This window comes from Faecalicatena orotica (assembly GCF_003149245.1).
Taxonomy (GTDB): Bacteria; Bacillota; Clostridia; order Lachnospirales; family Lachnospiraceae; genus Faecalicatena_A; species Faecalicatena_A orotica.
On record NZ_QGDL01000003.1, the window covers coordinates 84,828 to 103,030 of the forward strand.

Here is an 18,203-nt window from a genome sequence, read left to right on the forward strand (position 1 = left end):
CTTATAACAGTTGTATTTATTTTCACTCAAAAACAACGTTGTTATGGACGCTCAGGCTGAAATATAGTAAACTAGATTTATCAAAATTTTTGATTATAAAATAAAAAGCCGGTATAAAGGCCGCCCAGTATGAAAACATAAAGGAATCGAATCGTATGAATATAGAATTTTTGGAAAAATTGAGTTTTAATAATCAATTTGAACATGAATCCGAAAGGGAAATCGTGTTAAAGCGTGCAGCTGCTGACAGTTTGGCCAGTGGAAAAAGAGCAGTTCCAACGATCATGTTTTTCGAAATCATGATGCTGGGGATGTGGTTCCTGCGGGGAGGATTTTTTAGCAGCATGGAGTATATTGCATATTTCATAGCATATACCTCCCTTTTATTATGTAGTATAGCAGCATATATCATCTTAATAGCCGTAAGCAGGGATATTGATCATAGATATCATATTGTGGAAGCCCTAAGTGTAGTGTATGATGGATTTTTGATTGTGTGGTCCGTCTATATTACGGCTGTTGATACATATTACAATGGAAGCTTTTCAGGAATTATTTTTATTACAATTCTGGTAATTGTGCCGATTGTTTCGTTTGTGAAACCAGTTTTCTATATGATTTTTCATGTGGCTGGCTGCGGGCTGATTCTTATTATCATAAGTCTATATACAAAAGAAGACGTTCTGGCAAATATTATTAATTTTTCAGTTTTTGCTATTATTTCCTTAATTTCGAGCCTTACATATTATGGAGTCAGGATAAACTCTTATAAAAGACAGGTTTTGCTGGAGGAAGCAGCCGAAAGAGATGCCCTGTCCGGACTCTATAACAGACAGAAGCTGGGGCAGATGTCGCCTATGATATGGCAGCGCTGTATTGAAAAGAAGATACCACTGACTTGTGTTTTGTGTGATATTGATGATTTTAAACAGATAAATGATAACTATGGACACCTTGTGGGCGATGAATGGATTCAAACTGTGGCGAATGTCATGAAGCAGTCTTTCCAAAACGATTTGTGCTTTCGGTATGGGGGTGAGGAATTCATTGTGATTCTCCCAGGGAGAGAACTGGAGACCGCCGTTCATTTAGTGAAGACGATACAGACAGGACTTAAGACAATTCAGGAAAAACCGGGCGGCATAGATGTTACATTAAGTTTCGGAATTTACGAGGGGCAGCCTTCGGTGGAAGGAGAGAACATTGAGAAGTTCTTTTCAAAAGCGGATGCCCTTATGTATCAGGCAAAACGAAATGGTAAGAACCAGTATTGTTCAGAGTGTGAAAAGGATATGGGTTATTACTCTTTATAAGGTGAACAGTGAAGACAGCCGGGACGGTATCCCCTCGATATACAGTATGGGCATAGACCTGACTGAAGAAAAAGCATACTCTTGTGAATGGCCTGTCCTATGCTGTGAAGAAACATGAAGCGATAAGACCGCTCGTATGACAGAAAAATGGAAAAAAGGACAGCTGTTCCTATCTGCATCCTAGATATCCATTGCTGGACGAAGACAGCATTGTGGAGATTCCTGCGAAAGAAATCGTACCGAGAGATGAACATGCAGCAGAAGATATAGAAAACTGTCTGAAAATGGAGAAACCGCAGACAGGATATGTGGAACGGTGTTATTATCATAAGTTTGCGGATAAAGAAGGCTGCGCGTCCATCTATCAGCCAAAGACCGGAAGAAAAGTTACGATCCGGTTTGACGCCGAGAAACTGGACGGGTTCGTAGAGTGGAAGATGATGGGAGTCAGAGATTATGTGTTGGGACTGGAATGTTGAAGCTGTTCAAACCGGTATATGATACATATAAATGCTGGAAATAACGTTTTATGTGATTGCCTCTGTACTTTAAAGAAAGTATACTGTATTCATCGGTATAAGATATTCAAAAAAGTCATAAGGACTGAGGTTGGAACAATAGAAAAAAGAGCAGAAAGAAGGTAACTATATGCAGTATCAGAAGATTCCTTATGTGAAAAAGCCAGTCTCCCGTATCCTGTTTGGAACGGCAATGGCGCCTTTTACAGCCGGAGGAGACGGAAATGAGCTACTGGACGCCATGTACGGACTGGGCGTCAATACATTTGACGCCGCCAGAAATTACGGTCTGGCGGAGCGGTCCTTTGGAAACTGGCTAGAAACGAGAGAAAACCGGAATGAGATCGTAATCCTTTCTAAATGCGGACATCCGAGTGTTTTTGGGAGAAAACGCGTCAATGAGACAGAGATGCGCAAGGATTTAAAAAAATCTCTTTCCAATCTGAGGACAGACTATATCGACATTTATATGCTGCACCGGGATGATCCGGAAGTAGAGGCAGGAGAGGTCGTAGAGATTTTTAATGCCATGCACGCGGAAGGGAAGATCGGAGCGTTTGGGGGCTCTAATTGGACGCATGAGCGGATTGCGGAGGCAAATGAATATGCTTATAAGCACAGTATGATTCCGTTTAGTGTATCGAGTCCGAATTTCGGTCTTGCAGATCAGGTCAAAGATCCATGGGGCGGAGGATGCGTTACGATCTCAGGTCCGGCGAACAAAGGGGCGAGAGAATGGTACAAGGAGACTCAGATGCCGGTCATCGCTTACTCCAGTTTGGGAAGAGGTTTTTTCTCCGGCAAGCTAAAAAGCGCGGATGAGGACTGTGCCTCGAAGATACTGGACAGCGCCGCAATGAAAGGATACGCGTATCCGGAAAATTTTGAGCGGCTGAAACGGTGTGAGGAACTGGCCGCGGAAAAGGGAGTTTCCGTACCGCAGATCGCCATGACATGGATTTTCCGCCAGAACATGAATACCTTCGCGGTCGTGAGTACTTCAAAACCGGAAAGGATGAAAGAGAACATCCATGCGCTGGATATCAGCCTGAGCGAAGAGGAAGCGGCATATCTGGATCTTGCGTGCCCGGCAAGGAATCAGAATGGGAATAAAACTAATAGAAGGGGAGTAAGCGTATGAAAATAGGAGTAAATCTGTTTGGACTGAATAAACAGTTAAAAGAAGATTTTGACGGCACTATACTTAAACTTAAAGAGATGGGATACTCCTCCGCAGAACCGCTTGTAATATTTGAAAATAAGGATGCGGAACTGTCAGACTGTGCAGAAGAGTTAATCAGAAAATGGAATGCGGACGGCAGTATGTGGATGGCTGATACGGCGGCAGAAAAGATTCGGCATATCAGGGAGATGGGAGTGGAAGTTCCGGGAATCCATGCGGGAACATTTCCGGTAGCGCTGTCGCCTGTCGCAGAGCAGATAAAGCAGTTCGCACTGGAAAATAATCTCAGCTACTGCGTGTTCAGCCCCCAGACAAAAACGCCCGATGAAGCGGAAAAGTTCTGTGAAGAGTTAAAAGAAGCTGTGAAAGTATTTGAGGATGCGGGAATCGAACTGCTGCTACACAATCACGATGCTGAGATAAAGAGAGAGAATGGCAGAAATACGCTTGATTATATTATGGAGCAGATCCCGGATATCCGCCTGCAGTTAGATGTAGGGTGGGTGAAAGCAGCGGGAGAGAATGTGACAGAGATGATGCGTTCCTATGGGGAGCGTATTGCGATCCTGCATTTTAAAGATATGGTTGAGAGCGGGCAGGAGGAAAATGGCGGCTATAACTTTACAGCCCTTGGAGATGGGATACTTCCTCTTGAGGAGATTTTAAAAGAGTCAAAAACACTTCATCTGATGGAGACAGGACACATCATGGATCAGGATTCAAGTCTGGGTGATATGATGGAAGATTTAAAAAAGAGCGCAGACAGATTATGTGCAGGAATTAAGAGGGAGGAATGCTGAGATGAAGAAACCCGGTTTAATGACGATGTCAATGTTTTTCAGGCTTTTCTTTAAATTTCAGGCGGATCAGGATGAAGAAGATCTGGTCGATGGATATCAGGAAATGTTGGATTTGGTCCAGGAAGCAGGTTTTCAGGCAGTGGATGTGATTTCATGGGAGGTAAAGTTTCTTGGTCTGGAGCGGGTGAAGAGGATGCTTGCCGGTCATGGTCTGTCTGTGAACAGTTATATTGCCTTCGGCGAATATGCCCGGATGGATGAAGAAGGTTTTGCAGGACGAATCGAGCAGGGAAAGCACGATGCAGATACAGCGGCAGAGCTTGGGACAGACGTTCTTATGCTTGTCCCGCAGGCGCAGGAGGGAATCGGAGAGTATGCGCCCGAAGTGATTCGGACGCGTCTGACAGAGCATTGGCGGCCCATCGTGGAATATGCAAAAGAGAAAGTCGGCCATGTCGTGATAGAAGATACCCCGGATCTGAAACTTCATCTTTGCAAAGCGGCGGATGTGATGGAAGTATTAGATAAGGTTCCCGGTCTGGAACTGGTCTACGACAGCGCCAACATGACTCTGGTTGGAGAAGATCCTTTGGAATACTTAAAAGCATTTGAAGGGAGAATCGGCTATGTCCATATGAAAGATTACCGTCCGACTCCGCCGGGAGGTCTTCTGGTGGAATACGCAGAAGACGGGACGAAAATGTCAACTGCGCCGGTTGGCACTGGGATCATCGACATAAAAGGCATTGCGGCAGAGTTGGAAAAAGCAGGCTACAACGGCGGGATGACCATGGAATTCGTTGTGGATGACGACGGAGATTTCCCTAAATCCCTGAAGCGCACTTGTGACTATTTAGCCTGCTGAGCACGATACTCCCGGGGCGTGGTCTGATAATATTTTTCAAAGATTTGATAAAAGTGTGTCCGGTTGTTGAACTTAAGTTCACTGGCAATCTCGGATACACTTTTTTTCGTGCTTTTGAGCAGATGGGCGGCATGTTTCATTGTAAAATTCATGCTATAGTCAAAGAGACTCTGTCCGGTACATTTTTTAACGATTTTTCCGAGATATGTGCCGTTGTAATTCAGCAGCTGCGACAGTTCTTTATTGCTGATGCGGCCATGATGTTCATCAAGTATCTGGTCAATACGGGAGAAGAGCAGGGATTCCATATTGCTTTTTGCGGTCACATGTTCAGCATGATAGTACCGAGAATCACACAGAATATCAATAAGCTGGAAAAAAAGGTCCTGCAGTCTGTAAGTCGCTCCGTAGTATGGATTCAGGATTGTGCTGAGCATTTTTTCAAAAATATCATGTACTATGATTTTCTGTTCTTTTTCCGTGATGCGCGGGATAAAGTCTAAAAAGTCTTTGCAGTCTGGATGGTCTGCTTCCATATTCTGTTCCAGAAAATGAAAAATCAGATTATCAAAACGTTTCTGCTCCATGGGAAAGAGCATATCATTTCCATAGTTTGTCAGCCGCTCTATAAATTCGGAAGAAACAGAAAAGAAAATACACGTATAGTCTGATGAAAGCTCCTCGGTATGGAGTGTGTTTCTATTCATCAGGCAGCAGCTTCCCGAAGTGTAAAGATAACGTTTCCCCTCCACGATCTGATACATATTTCCCGACAATATATAAGTAAATTCAAAACAGTTATGCCGATGCATACGATCATGCCTTTGGAGTGCAAGAGCGGGAAGATTCAGCTGAACATCCGGGGTAAAAATAGAGAAAGCGCTGTCAGTTATGGAGTCAGGATGGAATGCCGAGAGTGAGATCGTAAAGGGAGTGTTCATTTCCTGATAAAAGGGAGCAGATTCATCTACTTCGTGAAATGAGATGACCTCCTCCAGAACCTTTATTTTTTGTACAACGGATAAATCAGAAATAACAGTCATAAGTCAGTACCTCCTTTGTAATCAGATTATATCACTAATGTAACACATTTAGGAAAGGATAAAAGTATTATATACCGAATTATGATACATAACAAGGGAAAATAATCAAAATATGACACGATTTAAGACTTGAACTTCCGATTTTAAAAAGCTAAAAAGTAATTTGATTGAAATATGTTATAAAATGGGAGAATAATGAACGATTACTGACATTGTTGATACAACCACAGGACGGTACAATAAATATAACAAAGTTGCAAAGATCATACAGGCAGAAAAATACAAGGAGGGAAAGGGTTGGAAAAACATGGGAGAAAAATGAAAGCTGCTCTGGTAGGATGTGGACAGATCAGTGAAGTCTATTTCAATAATATACAGAAAAGATTTACAAACCTTGAGATTACGGCATGCTGTGCGGCACATTTTGAAAGCGCACAGAAGGCTGCGGCAAAGTATGGGATACACGCTTGTACTTATGACGAGATACTGGAAGATCCGTCTATAGAAATGGTTTTGATACTGACTCCTGCGCCGACACATTATGAGCTGGTAAAAAAGGGGATTCTGGCGGGAAAACATGTCTATACAGAAAAAACATTGGCATTGGAGGTGAAAGACGCGAAGCATTTGGCAGAACTTGCTGAAAAACATAACGTATATCTCAGCGCGGCTCCCGAGACGTTTCTTGGCGCTGCAGTACAGACGGCAAAAAAAGCAATCGAGGATGGAAGGATAGGGAAAGTCACTTCTTTCCATATCTGCGCAAACAGGGATTATGATATTTTGTCCAGCCTGTACAGCTTTTTAAGAGAGCCGGGAGGCGGTATATGTTTTGATTACGGCGTATACCATCTGACTGCGCTGGTTGAACTTTTAGGGCCAGTGGACAATGTATTTGCCAGATGGCAGAACTATAAACCTGTGAGAAAACATTCGGTGCCCGGTATGCCCGGATACGGCGGTATGTTTGACTCGCAGGGGGAGAGTATCGCGGCGGCAGTCCTTCAGATGGAGAACGGTGTCACAGGAACATTTATGATGAATGCCGAGAGCAATATGTGGGATATTATTGATTTTCGCATTTATGGAGAGGAAGGAGTACTGATTCTGCCTGATATGAATTCTTTCGGCGGGGATGTAAGATTGATACCGAATACAACAAGGACCGCAGGTGAGGAGATTGTTCTGGAGCCGGTTTCTGATCTGACTGGGAACTGCAGGGGAATCGGACCATCTCAAATGGCAGAAGCTATTGCGGCAGGGACGAAAAGCAGGGTAGACAGCAGTCTGGCAATCCATGTTCTGGATATCGTAAACCAAATCATAACCAGTGGAGTGCAGAGTGTTGTGAAGAAGATTGAGACAAGTATTTAACAGTGTGTATGGAAACTAATGAAAGATAATCACAGGAGATATTTCACATAAAGGAGAGCTAATAAAGAAATGAAAAAAGAACGAATCAATGACAACTGGCTGTTTTGGAAGGACGGACATGAAACAGAGAAGCAACTTATCAATATCCCTCATGATGCTATGCAGACGGAGGAAAGGGTGCCGGATCTTCCCAATGGGAATGCTACTGGATTTTATCCGGGCGGGAAATACATATATACGAAAAATCTGTTTGGGGCCGAAGCTCTTCGGGAAAAGTCGGTTTCGGTAGAATTCGAGGGAGTCTATATGAATTCCAAAGTTTTTCTTAATGAGGAAGAATTGGGCGGTTGGATTTATGGCTATACGAATTTCTATGTGGATCTGACAGACAGACTTAAGATAGGAGAAGATAATGAGCTAAAAGTGATCGTTGATAATTCTGAGACTCCAAATTCCAGATGGTATTCCGGAAGCGGCATCTACCGCAGTGTGAATCTGTGGACCGGCGAAAAACATCATATTAAGCCGGAGGGAATCAAAATAAAGACAGTCTCTATAAATCCGGCGGAGGTGGAAGTCAGTATAGAAGCAGAGAAAACAGAAGATATGACAATCCTGTGCGAGGTGCTCAAAGATGGAAAGATTGTGGCATCTTTTGCTGGAGAGTATTCAACAGTTCAAATTCCGAACGGAAAACTTTGGGATACGGAACATCCGGAACTGTATACATTAAGAGCAGTCCTGAAAAATGGGGATGGAATAGTAGATGAAGCGCAGACCCGGTTTGGAATCCGCATGATCACATGGGGAGCAGGAAAAGGATTTCAGATCAACGGAAACACGGTCAAGCTAAGAGGAGGCTGTGTCCACCACGACCATGGTCCGCTTGGCGCATGTGCCTATGACAAAGCGGAATATCGGCGAGTAAAGAAATTAAAGGAAGCAGGCTTTAATGCGGTCCGTTATTCTCACAATCCGGCGGGAAAAAATTTTTTGGACGTCTGTGATGAGCTGGGAATGTATGTATTAGACGAGACATTTGACCAATGGGAGTTGTCTCAGTCTCCCTATGATTACTCACAGTATTTTGCAAAGGAATGGAAGAAAGATGTGACGGCATTGGTCTCAAAAGATTATAACCATCCTTGCGTAGTGATGTACTGCATTGGCAATGAAATCACGGATACGGGACTTCCTTCCGGAGCGGAGATATCCAGAATGCTGAATGAGGCCTTCCATCAGTTGGATTCCACAAGACCTACAACGATCGCCGTCAACAGTATGCTGTCCGTATTAGCTGCAAAGCAGGCTGAGAAAAGAAAAGCAGGAGAAAAGAATGTAGGAAGTGAAGATGTGAACGACATCCTGACTCTTCTCCCGAAGATCATGGCATCTATCACACCGGAAAATCTGGAAACTTTGATCGGAGAATGTATCAGTTATGTAGATATCCCGGGATACAATTACGGACACAACCTTTACGAAGGAACTCATAAACTGGCGCCAAAGCGTCTCATCCTTAGTACCGAGACATTTCCGAAAACAATGGATACAAACTGGACTGCTGTGGAGCAGAATGACTATGTGATTGGAGATTTTATGTGGACTGCATGGGACTATCTGGGGGAAGCCGGTGTGGGTCAGCCGGTCTATGGAACGACTCAGGCTCCTTTTTCCAAAGATTATCCCTGCCTGACTGCAGCCTGCGGCTCTTTTGACCTGACCGGATTCCCGGAGAGTCAGGCATACTATTCGGCAGTGATGTGGGGAGCGTATGACAAGCCTTATATCGGCGTCCGTCCGGTGAACCACAGCGGGGAAGAATATACCCTTGGACGCTGGCGCCTGACAGATTCTCTGAACTGCTGGACATGGCCGGGACAGGAAGGGAGAGAAGCGGAGATTGAAGTATACAGTATAGGAGACAGTGTGGAACTTTTTCGGGACGGACAGTCTATGGGCAGAAAACCTCTGGAAGCGTATAAATGCGATTTTCATACAGCGTACAGACCGGGTGTATTGGAGGCTGTATGCTATGACAGCGATGGAAAAGAAATCGCAAGAGACAGCCTTGTCACAGCAGGTGAAGAGACAAGGCTTACGATTCTCAAAGAGGACGATGTGATTCGCGCTGATGGGGAGGATCTTGCATATGTCACGGTGCATGTCACGGATGAGAAAGGCAATCTGAAAATGATGACAAACAGGAAAATCTCCGTAACTGTTGAGGGACCGGGAAGACTTCTGGCAGTGGGAAGCGGAAATCCGGAGACAGAAGAGAAGTTTACAGACGGAGTTTATACTTCCTGGCATGGGCGTGTGATTGCGATTATAAGAAGCGAAAAAGAAGCAGGCAGGATAAAAGTGACGGCTTCTGCGGAAGGAATGGAAAGTGTGTCAGCGGAAATTATGTCAGGAAGGGTAATATAGAGGTATCTAATAAAAAACAGGAGGAGTAAGAGAATGAAGAATAAAAGAAATATGAGTCCGGATGCGGCAATTCCATTTTACGAGCAGTTAGGATATCTGGCAGGTGCTTCCAGTGTGGGGACATATTCCATATTTTTTGGAACGTTCATTTTGGTTTACTATACAAATGTAATGCATATAGATCCGGGAATTGCGGCTTCTATTATTGCAATGTCAAGGATTTTTGACGGTATTTCTGATCTCGTCATGGGAAGAGTGATTGATAATACAAAAAGTAAATATGGGAAAAGCCGCCCATGGTATCTTCGGGTGATCATTCCATCAATTATCTGTGCACTTCTGGTATTCTGGCAGCCTGCCGGACTGAACGGGACGATGCAGATCATATATGTATTTCTGACTTACAATCTGGCGGTTACTGTCTGCAATACAGCTATGGCTGTTCCGGATTTCTCATACGTTAGTTATGCAACGATGAACGCAAAGTCCAGAAGTTTTCTCGGCGGTATACATATGCTTGGAGTAAATGTGATTGTTCCGCTTGTTGTGACAAGTAACTTTTTAAAGATCAGCGAAGCATTTGGTGGAGGGGACGCCTATACGCAGGCAGGATTTTTAAAGACTATTATTGTGTTTCTGATTTTATATGCAGTTTTGAGCCTTATCTGCTTTCTGGTTATACGGGAACGCGTATCTGATATTAAAGAATCGGGAGATTCTGCACAGGAAAAAATTCCGGTGAAAAAGACGGTAAAAAGTTTGATTACAAACAAATATTGGCTCATATGTACTGGAATCACTTTGCTGGTATATATTTTGATGGGCGCTACCAGTGGTACAACAGTATACTATGCACAGTATGTAGCGGGTAATCTTGATCTGCAGGCTTCCATTACACAGCTTTATACGGTGACTATGCTGGCGGCTCTCATAATAACACTTGTATTTATTGTTGGCAGGATAGGAAAACGCAATACGATTATCATTGGCTCAGCTATTGCGGCTATTGGATATGCTCTTCCGTTATTAGCGAATTCTCCGATGGCACTCCACATTGGAGGTGTTCTCCGCGGTATCGGTTTTGGTATTTCCAGTGTTCCGACAGGCTCAATTCTGCAGGATTCTCTGACTTACGGTCTGTGGAAAGACGGATTTTCAGCTGTAGGAATGGGAAACGCAGCCGGATCATTTGCAAACAAACTTGGAAACGCTTTTGGTACAGTAGCTCTTGGATGGGCATTACAGTGGGGTGGCTTTGTCAGCACAGCATCAGTTCAGGCAGCAGGGGCGCAGAGCGCGATTACATTTATGTATGCGACATTCCCTGCAATATTATGTGCAGGGATGGTGGTATTAGCGTTTATTTATGATCTGGACGGAGAAAAATATACCCGAATCGAGCAGGATATTAAATCTGGGAATTTCGGAAGTAAAAGAAAACAATAGAAGCTTACAGGCGTTTTGAAGGAGGCACATAAAGTATGCAGACAGCAAATTGTAATTGGAAAGTGGTATCAATTTCTCATCTTGCATTTAATCCTTCGGATATGGGTGAGACTCTGAAATTTTATTGTGATGGTTTTGGCTTTAGAAAGAAAGCGCTGTTGACTTATGCTGACTATGAAAAAGCGATTTCTGAAAACAGGGAACTGTATGTTGCGGCAAAGACATTAGGAGAAAAAACCGGAGAAATTATAGACGGTATGCTCAGGAAGTTTTCATCAATAAGAGATATGCCATGGGTGATGTATCTGGAGATAGTTCCCGCTCAGTTATTGGAGGTTTTCTATCCAATGGGAAATTTCATTATGCCGGAGCTTTTTAATGAACCGGGCGAAGAAAGAGTGGGATATTCCCATTTAAGCCTTCAGGTCGACAATCTAAAAAAAGCTGTAAAGGATTTGAAGAATAAAGGGATTATGCCCACTTCAGATATCACCTTTGGACCTGACTTCACATGGCAATGCTGGTTTGCAGACCCGGACGGCAATCGTATTGAGCTTATGGAGTATACTGATAAATCTCTGCAAATAGTGGGGCAAAAATTTTGAAAGTAACAGGACACAATCAAAATGAGCAGCTTTATAGCGGAAAGAAGGAATTATGAAAAGGATATTGCTGAATGACGGATGGAGAGTAGAGAAAGGAACGCTGCTGGAAAGGAGGGGAGGCAGCATTTCAGAAGCGAAAAATGTCACGCTTCCATATGATGCCATGATTCATGAGATTCCCTCGGAGAATACAAAAAGCGGCGCACAGACCGGATTTTACCCGGGAGGGGAGTATACATATACAAAAATGCTTGATATCCCGAAAGAATGGGAAGGAAAGGCAGTAAAACTCTTTTTTGGCGGTGTATATCGAACTGCCAGGGTAAAGGTGAACGGAGACTTTGCCGGAAGCTGTCTGCATGGCTATGGAGAATTTTACGTTGATATTGATAAATTTCTCAATTATGGACAGAAAAATGAAATCAGCGTGGTTGCCAACAATACTGGGGAACCTAACTGCCGTTGGTTTACCGGCTCCGGAATTTACCGAAATGTGGAACTGCTGACAGGAGAGGCGGTACATATAGCGGAAGACGGAGTCAGGGTTACAACAAAGGAGGCGTCGGAAGAAGGCACTCTGGTGGAAATTGAGACGGAACTGCAAAATATCAGCAGATCAAAGCATAAAGTAAAGCTTAATACAGAGGTAACATTTGAAGGATTGTCTGTGAAAAAGGATATAGTTTATGCAACAGTATATGGCGGAGAGACGGAGAAACTCCGGCAGACTGTTTTTATTCCGAAGGCAGAGCTGTGGAGCGAAGAACATCCGGCGCTGTACGACATCTGTGTGACGCTCGCTGAGGGAGAAAAAGAGTTGGATCAAACAGTTGTCAGGACGGGATTGAGAGTACTTTCCGTTGATGCGGAACGAGGGCTTCGCATCAATGGAAGAGAGGTAAAACTCCGAGGAGCATGTATCCACCATGATAATGGTATCCTCGGTGCGGCGACATTTGCTGCCGCTGAGAAAAAACGTGCGAGGGAATTAAAAGAAGCCGGATTTAACGCCATTCGCTCCGCGCATAACCCTGTAAGCCGCGAAATGCTTTCGGCCTGTGACGAGTATGGTATTCTGGTTATGGATGAATTGTCAGATGTGTGGAACGACGAAAAAAACGCGGAGGATTTTTCAATTCTGTTTGACAGGTGTTGGGAGGAAGAGGCTGAGAAAATGGTTCGTAAAGATTATAATCATCCTTCAGTGATCATCTATTCAACAGGAAATGAACTTCTGGATATCGGACATGAAAGCGGCGGGAGATGGAATCGGCGGCTTTGTACAAAGTTTCATGAGGTGGACGGTACGCGCTTTACGACGACCGGATGCAGCGGATTAAATGCCGTGGCGGGTGCTGGAAAAATCACTGCAATCGCAGCGTCTATCATGCAGGAGAAAGGGATAGATATTCCCTCAGATTCAGGAGAGAAGTCTTTAGTGGAGAACACAATAGGCGCGTTGAACATGTTTATGACGTTTATAGAAGGCCCGGAATTTACCTGCCACCCGATGATGACAGAAGTATTGGAGGAACCGGGGCAGGCAGCGGATATCTGCGGCTATAATTATTCGTTGGACCGGCATGTGCTGGAGAAGGAAATTCATCCGAACAAGCCGATTGTCGCCACAGAATCTTTTCCGGCACAGATTGCGGATCTGTGGAAAACGGCGGAAGAGTATCATCATATTCTGGGAGATTTTACATGGACGGGATATGATTATATCGGAGAAGCGGGCTGCGGGATATTTTATTATGATGGAAATAAAAATTTTGGAAATCATTTTCCAGACCGGCTTTCTTATATCAGCGACATCAACCTGATCGGTTACAGACGTCCCATCAGCTATTTCAGAGAGATAGTATTCGGGCTTAGAAAGGAACCGTATATTGCTGTAATTCGAGTAAACCGGTATGGACAGGAGTATAACAGGACAAACTGGCTGTTTAAAGACAATATAAGCAGCTGGACATGGCCGGGACTGGAAGGAAAAGAAACAGAGGTGGATATTTATTCCTGCGATGAGGAAGCAGAGCTTTTCCTGAATGACAGATCTCTTGGAAAGAAACCGTGCGGAAAAGCTTATGGTTTTATCGCAGCGTGGAAAGTCTATTATGAACCGGGAAAACTGATAGCAGTTACTTATAAAAACGGAAAAGAAAGTGGGCGGTATGAATTAAAAACTGCCGGAGATCAGGTGAAACTTCGGGCTGAAGCGGATCGGAGCGCTATATCTGCGGATGGACAGGACATTGCTTTTGTTACCTGCCGGCTGACAGATCAAATGGGGACTCCCAACCTATATGCCAGAAAAAAGGTCATCGTGATGGTAGAAGGCGAAGGAACACTTCAGGGATATGGGAACGCTGATCCGCAGCCTTTCAGAAATTATGATGATACAGAATGGGAGACTTACGATGGAGAAGTAATGGCGGCTGTCCGCAGTACTGGAAAGAAAGGAAGAATAACAGTGTGGTTTTCGGCAGAAGGTTGTGAAGATACATCAGTTGTTATTGAAACAGTATAATTGGAAAGAGCATCTTTTTCCAAAGCACGAGGAGGATATAAAAATGGTATATAATAGTATAAGACCTGGACAGGTCTGGCTGGATACAGAAGGGAAGCGGATTCAGGCGCATGGCGGTTCTCTGCTATATGAAGACGGATATTATTATTGGTATGGTGAAAACAAAGAAAAGACAACGGGAAAAGATTCTATCTGGCATTGGGGAGTCCGATGCTACCGCTCATCGGATTTGTATAACTGGGAAGATATGGGAGTGATCATCGAGCCAAATACAGAGGATAAAAGATCTTCCCTGCATCCGACTGCATGTATGGACCGGCCGCATATTATTTATAATCAAGTAACAAAGAAATATGTCTGCTGGCTGAAAATCATGACGATAGATGGACCGCAGACAGAAACCGTATTGACGGCAGATCACTTGTTAGGGCCTTATAAAATCGTCCGCGAAGGTATAAAGCCGTTGGGAATGAGCGCGGGTGACTTTGATCTGGCAGTGGCGCCGGATGATAAGGCATATTACTATTTTGAACGGGTACACAGCGAGACAATCTGTGCGGATCTGACAGACGACTATACGGATGTGACAGGCTATTACAGTACTCACTTTCCGCATCCGCTTCCGCCTTATGTCCGTGAGGCGACCGCGCATTTTGTCCGGAAGGGAAGACATTATATAATCACCAGCGGAACGACCGGGTATTACCCGAATCCATCAGAGGTTGCTGTCGGTGACTCATGGCATGGTCCATATACGGTATTAGGAAATCCGCATGTAGACGATTCGAGTGAGACTTCATTCCATTCCCAGATTTCTTCGGTATTTAAAGTTCCGGGGAAAAAAGATCTCTATATAGCGTGCGCGGATCGGTGGCTGCCAAACAGAATGGATGTTTTGTATAAGGACTGTGAAAGAGCCTGTTCGCTTTACGCTGATCCGGATACTGCAACAAATGCTGAAAAGCAGAAAGAATTAAAGGCGCTTGCAGAAAAAATCCCGTTCCGGGAATCTCTCGGAATTGGCGTTGATACTTCTGTCGCGGACTATGTATGGCTTCCGCTGAAATTTACGGAACCTGACAAGACACATCCGCAGGGACAGGTGCTGATTGAATGGAAAGATAAGTGGTGCATTGAGGACTACGAATAAAGAGAAAATACATATTTGTTGCAGGCGGACGGGGGAAACACATATGATTTGTGGAAAGATGGATTTTCTTCCGTAGGAACGGATAATCCAATAAATCGAAATATGATACAAAAGTAAAAGTGAGTTACCGCCGGATGATATTGTGGATGAAGCGATAAAGTAATACAGTAAATATAACAAAAAGAGGAAGATGAGCTGGAGGTAAAAAATGAGTTTTGTAGATGAATGGATCAAAAGATGGCCGGGAAATATCGGACCGCTGCCCGGAGAGAATGAAGAGGCGGTCTGCCTGCAGGGAGCAGAAGAGGGGATGGTTCTTTTAAAAAATGATGGAATACTCCCGCTCTCCGACAAAAAGCTGGCGCTTTTTGGAGCAGGCGCCGTGGATACGATTATTGGAGGAATTGGAAGCGGTTCCACTGAGCCTCCCCTTAAGATTAATGTGGAAAAGGGACTTAAAGAGAGCGGATGTGAATTGACCTCCGAAAGATGGCTGCAAAAATTTGCCGCGGCCAGTAAGAAAGCCAATGACGAACTGGATATTGATGACTTTACGAGACTCTGGTGTGGGATTACGGTCCTTATTGATGAGCCGGAGATTACAGAGGAAGAAATTGTAGAGGCAAAGGCAGCGAAGACTGCTGTATATGTAATTCGAAGAAATACAGGGGAAGGCTATGACAGGAAGAATGAAAAAGGAGATTTCCTTTTATCTGATATGGAATACGAGAATCTGTCAAAGATTGCGGAAGGATTTGAACACACCGTGGTAGTTCTTAATACTTCCGTTATGGATCCGCGGTTTATAGAAGAGATCCCGGGTATCGACGCAGTAATTCTGATGAACCTGCCTGGAATGATGGCAGGGAAGGCTCTGTCAGATATTCTGTTTGGAAAAGCGAATCCGTCCGGTCGCCTGACAGATACATGGGCGCGGAGGTACGAAGACTATCCGGCTTCTGCGATTTTTTCTACAAGTGACGGAATTACGGACGAGGAAGATTATCTGGAAGATATTTACGTGGGATACCGCTATTTTGACAGCTTTAACGTAACTCCGCATTGGTGCTTTGGGTACGGTTTAAGCTATACTGAATTTTCTATGGAAACAGAGAATGTGAATGCAGACGAGCAGAAGGTTACAGTGGCTGTTCGTGTAAAGAACACAGGAAATCGTTCAGGAAAAGAAGTAGTACAGGTCTATGTGTCCGCGCCGCAGAGCGAACGGCTTCCGAAACCGTATCAGGAGCTGAGGGGCTTCGTAAAAACAAAGAAATTGAATCCGGGAGAGGAAGAAATTGTGCAAATCAGTTTTCAGACGGTATCGCTTGCCTCTTTTGATACAGAACGTTCATCTTATGTTCTGGAGAAAGGTCAGTATTTGATCCGTGTAGGAAAGAACAGCCGTGAGACGGAAATTGCGGCAGTATTGTCACTTGACGATGAGGTGATTACTGAAAAGCTGGGTAAAAAGGTACAGTGTCCAAAGGAATTGAATCTTTATAAAGCACCTGCCATCACCTATGAGCAGACGGACGCGCCTGTGCTCATGCTCAACGCTTCAAAATTTCACGCAGAAGATCACACGGCCGCAGGCACAGAATGTACCGTGACTTATATTCCGGAAGGTGCGGAGTATGAGCCGTATGTGGAGAAAAATCCGTACAGATTAAAGTATGAGACGAAAGAAAAGGTTGAAACTGTCAGAAATGTTCCGGATGCGACCTTCCCGGATGTGGCGGAAGGAAAGGTGACGATGGAAGAATTTGTAGCCTCACTGGATCAGGGAGTACTCCTTCGTCTTGTTACCGGAGTTTCCCACGAAACGCCCTATCCTGTTCCCAGCCGGATGAAGAAGAAAGCAGAACCGTTAAAAGCGATTCCTTCTTCCGGAAGGACTACCGCACAGTATGTGGAGACGCTCGGTATTCCTAATTCCTATCTCGCAGACGGTCCCGCAGGCGTGCGCGTGATCGGAAAACCGACGGCAGCCTGGGCGGTGGGAACGGTCCTTGCACAGACATGGAACACAGAACTGATGGAAAAGACCGGAGACGGGTTCGGAACAGAGATGGAGGCATATCATCAGTCCGTTATCCTTGGCCCCGGCATGAATATCCACAGAGATCCTATGGGCGGACGCAGTTTTGAGTACTATACAGAAGATCCGTTTTTGAACGGAAAGATGGCAGCGGCTTTTACGAAAGGAGTTCAAAGTCATGAAGGATGTATGGTTGCACTAAAGCATTTCGCATGCAACAGTCAGGAGACAGACCGTGGATTTTCCAGCTCAAACCTGAGCGAGCGGGCGCTTCGTGAGATTTATCTGAAAGGATTTGAAATAGTGGTAAAAGAGGCGAATCCGGGGACAATCATGACATCCTATAATAAGGTCAATGGAGTACACTCTTCGGAAAATCGGGAGCTTCTGGAAGATATTGTGCGCGGAGAATGGGGATTTCAGGGTATGTTTATGACTGACTGGCATTCCGAATCCTACAAACCGGCAGATATCCATGCAGGGAATGACATCATCATGGGAGGAATCCAGGTTGAAGCAATCGAAGAGGCACTGGAAGGATGGGAACCGGAATTTGAAACGGATGGTTCTGTAAAGCAGCGGACAGTAATCTCATATGATGGAATTAAGCAGGATATTGTCGAAGAATGGGGCTCATTCCTGCCGTGTGCAGAAGGCGCTGATATATGCAGGACAACCGTTTTGGCAGGAACAGAAGTGGGAGAAGAGGTTCAGAAATACATAGACAGTGGCATCGCCTCTGTTCGTGAAAATCCGGACGGATCAAAGAAAATTTCCTATAAAGGAATACGCCGGGGACGTCATCTGGCACTGGGCGATCTGCAGAGATGTGCAATGCACGTCCTTCGGTATCTGCTTAAATCCAGTGCATGGAAAGAGATGAAAAAGAACATGAAATGATATGAAAA

13 protein-coding genes are annotated in these 18,203 nt (G+C 44.5%); 12 read left to right on the forward strand and 1 reads right to left on the reverse strand.

Annotation, left to right across the window (positions count from 1 at the left end; translation table 11 throughout):
* Positions 1-155 precede the first annotated feature (155 nt).
* The 5 genes from A8806_RS06180 (at position 156) to A8806_RS06200 (ending at position 4,679) form a co-directional block, all read left to right on the forward strand.
* Positions 156-1,313 carry a GGDEF domain-containing protein gene (locus A8806_RS06180; RefSeq protein WP_109730318.1) on the forward strand — a complete coding sequence of 386 codons (1,158 nt, stop codon included), beginning with the start codon at positions 156-158 and terminating at the stop codon, positions 1,311-1,313.
* Positions 1,314-1,504: 191 nt separating this feature from the next.
* Positions 1,505-1,792: a DUF4432 family protein gene (locus tag A8806_RS06185; protein ID WP_242995968.1), complete on the forward strand. Its 288-nt coding sequence runs from the start codon at positions 1,505-1,507 to the stop codon at positions 1,790-1,792.
* 169 nt (positions 1,793-1,961) lie between these two features.
* Positions 1,962-2,972, forward strand: coding sequence for an aldo/keto reductase (locus tag A8806_RS06190; protein WP_109730320.1), 1,011 nt, complete (start codon positions 1,962-1,964; stop codon positions 2,970-2,972).
* Complete coding sequence (locus A8806_RS06195; protein ID WP_109730321.1) at positions 2,969-3,814, forward strand: sugar phosphate isomerase/epimerase family protein; 846 nt, start codon at positions 2,969-2,971, stop codon at positions 3,812-3,814. The genes A8806_RS06190 and A8806_RS06195 overlap by 4 nt, the downstream gene beginning before the upstream one ends.
* A gap of 1 nt (position 3,815) precedes the next feature.
* Positions 3,816-4,679: a sugar phosphate isomerase/epimerase family protein gene (locus A8806_RS06200; RefSeq protein WP_109730322.1), complete on the forward strand. Its 864-nt coding sequence runs from the start codon at positions 3,816-3,818 to the stop codon at positions 4,677-4,679.
* Here the strand turns inward: A8806_RS06200 and A8806_RS06205 are convergent.
* Complete coding sequence (locus tag A8806_RS06205) at positions 4,664-5,722, reverse strand: helix-turn-helix domain-containing protein (RefSeq protein WP_109730323.1); 1,059 nt, start codon at positions 5,720-5,722, stop codon at positions 4,664-4,666. The two genes, A8806_RS06200 and A8806_RS06205, sit on opposite strands and share 16 nt — an antisense overlap.
* 297 nt (positions 5,723-6,019) lie before the next feature.
* Here A8806_RS06205 and A8806_RS06210 point away from each other — a divergent pair, with 297 nt between their 5' ends.
* The 7 genes from A8806_RS06210 to A8806_RS06240 all read left to right on the forward strand — a co-directional run bounded on the left by A8806_RS06210 (position 6,020) and on the right by A8806_RS06240 (position 18,195).
* Complete coding sequence (locus A8806_RS06210) at positions 6,020-7,096, forward strand: Gfo/Idh/MocA family protein (protein ID WP_109730324.1); 1,077 nt, start codon at positions 6,020-6,022, stop codon at positions 7,094-7,096.
* A gap of 69 nt (positions 7,097-7,165) precedes the next feature.
* Positions 7,166-9,526, forward strand: a complete 2,361-nt coding sequence (locus A8806_RS06215) for a glycoside hydrolase family 2 TIM barrel-domain containing protein (protein WP_109730325.1) — start codon at positions 7,166-7,168, stop codon at positions 9,524-9,526.
* A 33-nt stretch (positions 9,527-9,559) separates the two neighbouring features.
* Positions 9,560-10,972 carry an MFS transporter gene (locus A8806_RS06220; RefSeq protein WP_109730326.1) on the forward strand — a complete coding sequence of 471 codons (1,413 nt, stop codon included), beginning with the start codon at positions 9,560-9,562 and terminating at the stop codon, positions 10,970-10,972.
* Between the two features lie 35 nt (positions 10,973-11,007).
* On the forward strand, positions 11,008-11,577 hold the full coding sequence (locus A8806_RS06225) for a VOC family protein (protein ID WP_109730327.1): 570 nt from the start codon (positions 11,008-11,010) through the stop codon (positions 11,575-11,577).
* A gap of 52 nt (positions 11,578-11,629) precedes the next feature.
* Complete coding sequence (locus tag A8806_RS06230; RefSeq protein ID WP_109730328.1) at positions 11,630-14,104, forward strand: glycoside hydrolase family 2 TIM barrel-domain containing protein; 2,475 nt, start codon at positions 11,630-11,632, stop codon at positions 14,102-14,104.
* Between the two features lie 43 nt (positions 14,105-14,147).
* Entirely contained in the window at positions 14,148-15,254 is a 1,107-nt protein-coding gene (locus A8806_RS06235) for a family 43 glycosylhydrolase (protein WP_109730329.1), read from the forward strand.
* Positions 15,255-15,462: 208 nt separating this feature from the next.
* Positions 15,463-18,195 carry a glycoside hydrolase family 3 protein gene (locus tag A8806_RS06240; RefSeq protein ID WP_109730330.1) on the forward strand — a complete coding sequence of 911 codons (2,733 nt, stop codon included), beginning with the start codon at positions 15,463-15,465 and terminating at the stop codon, positions 18,193-18,195.
* Positions 18,196-18,203: the final 8 nt, after the last annotated feature.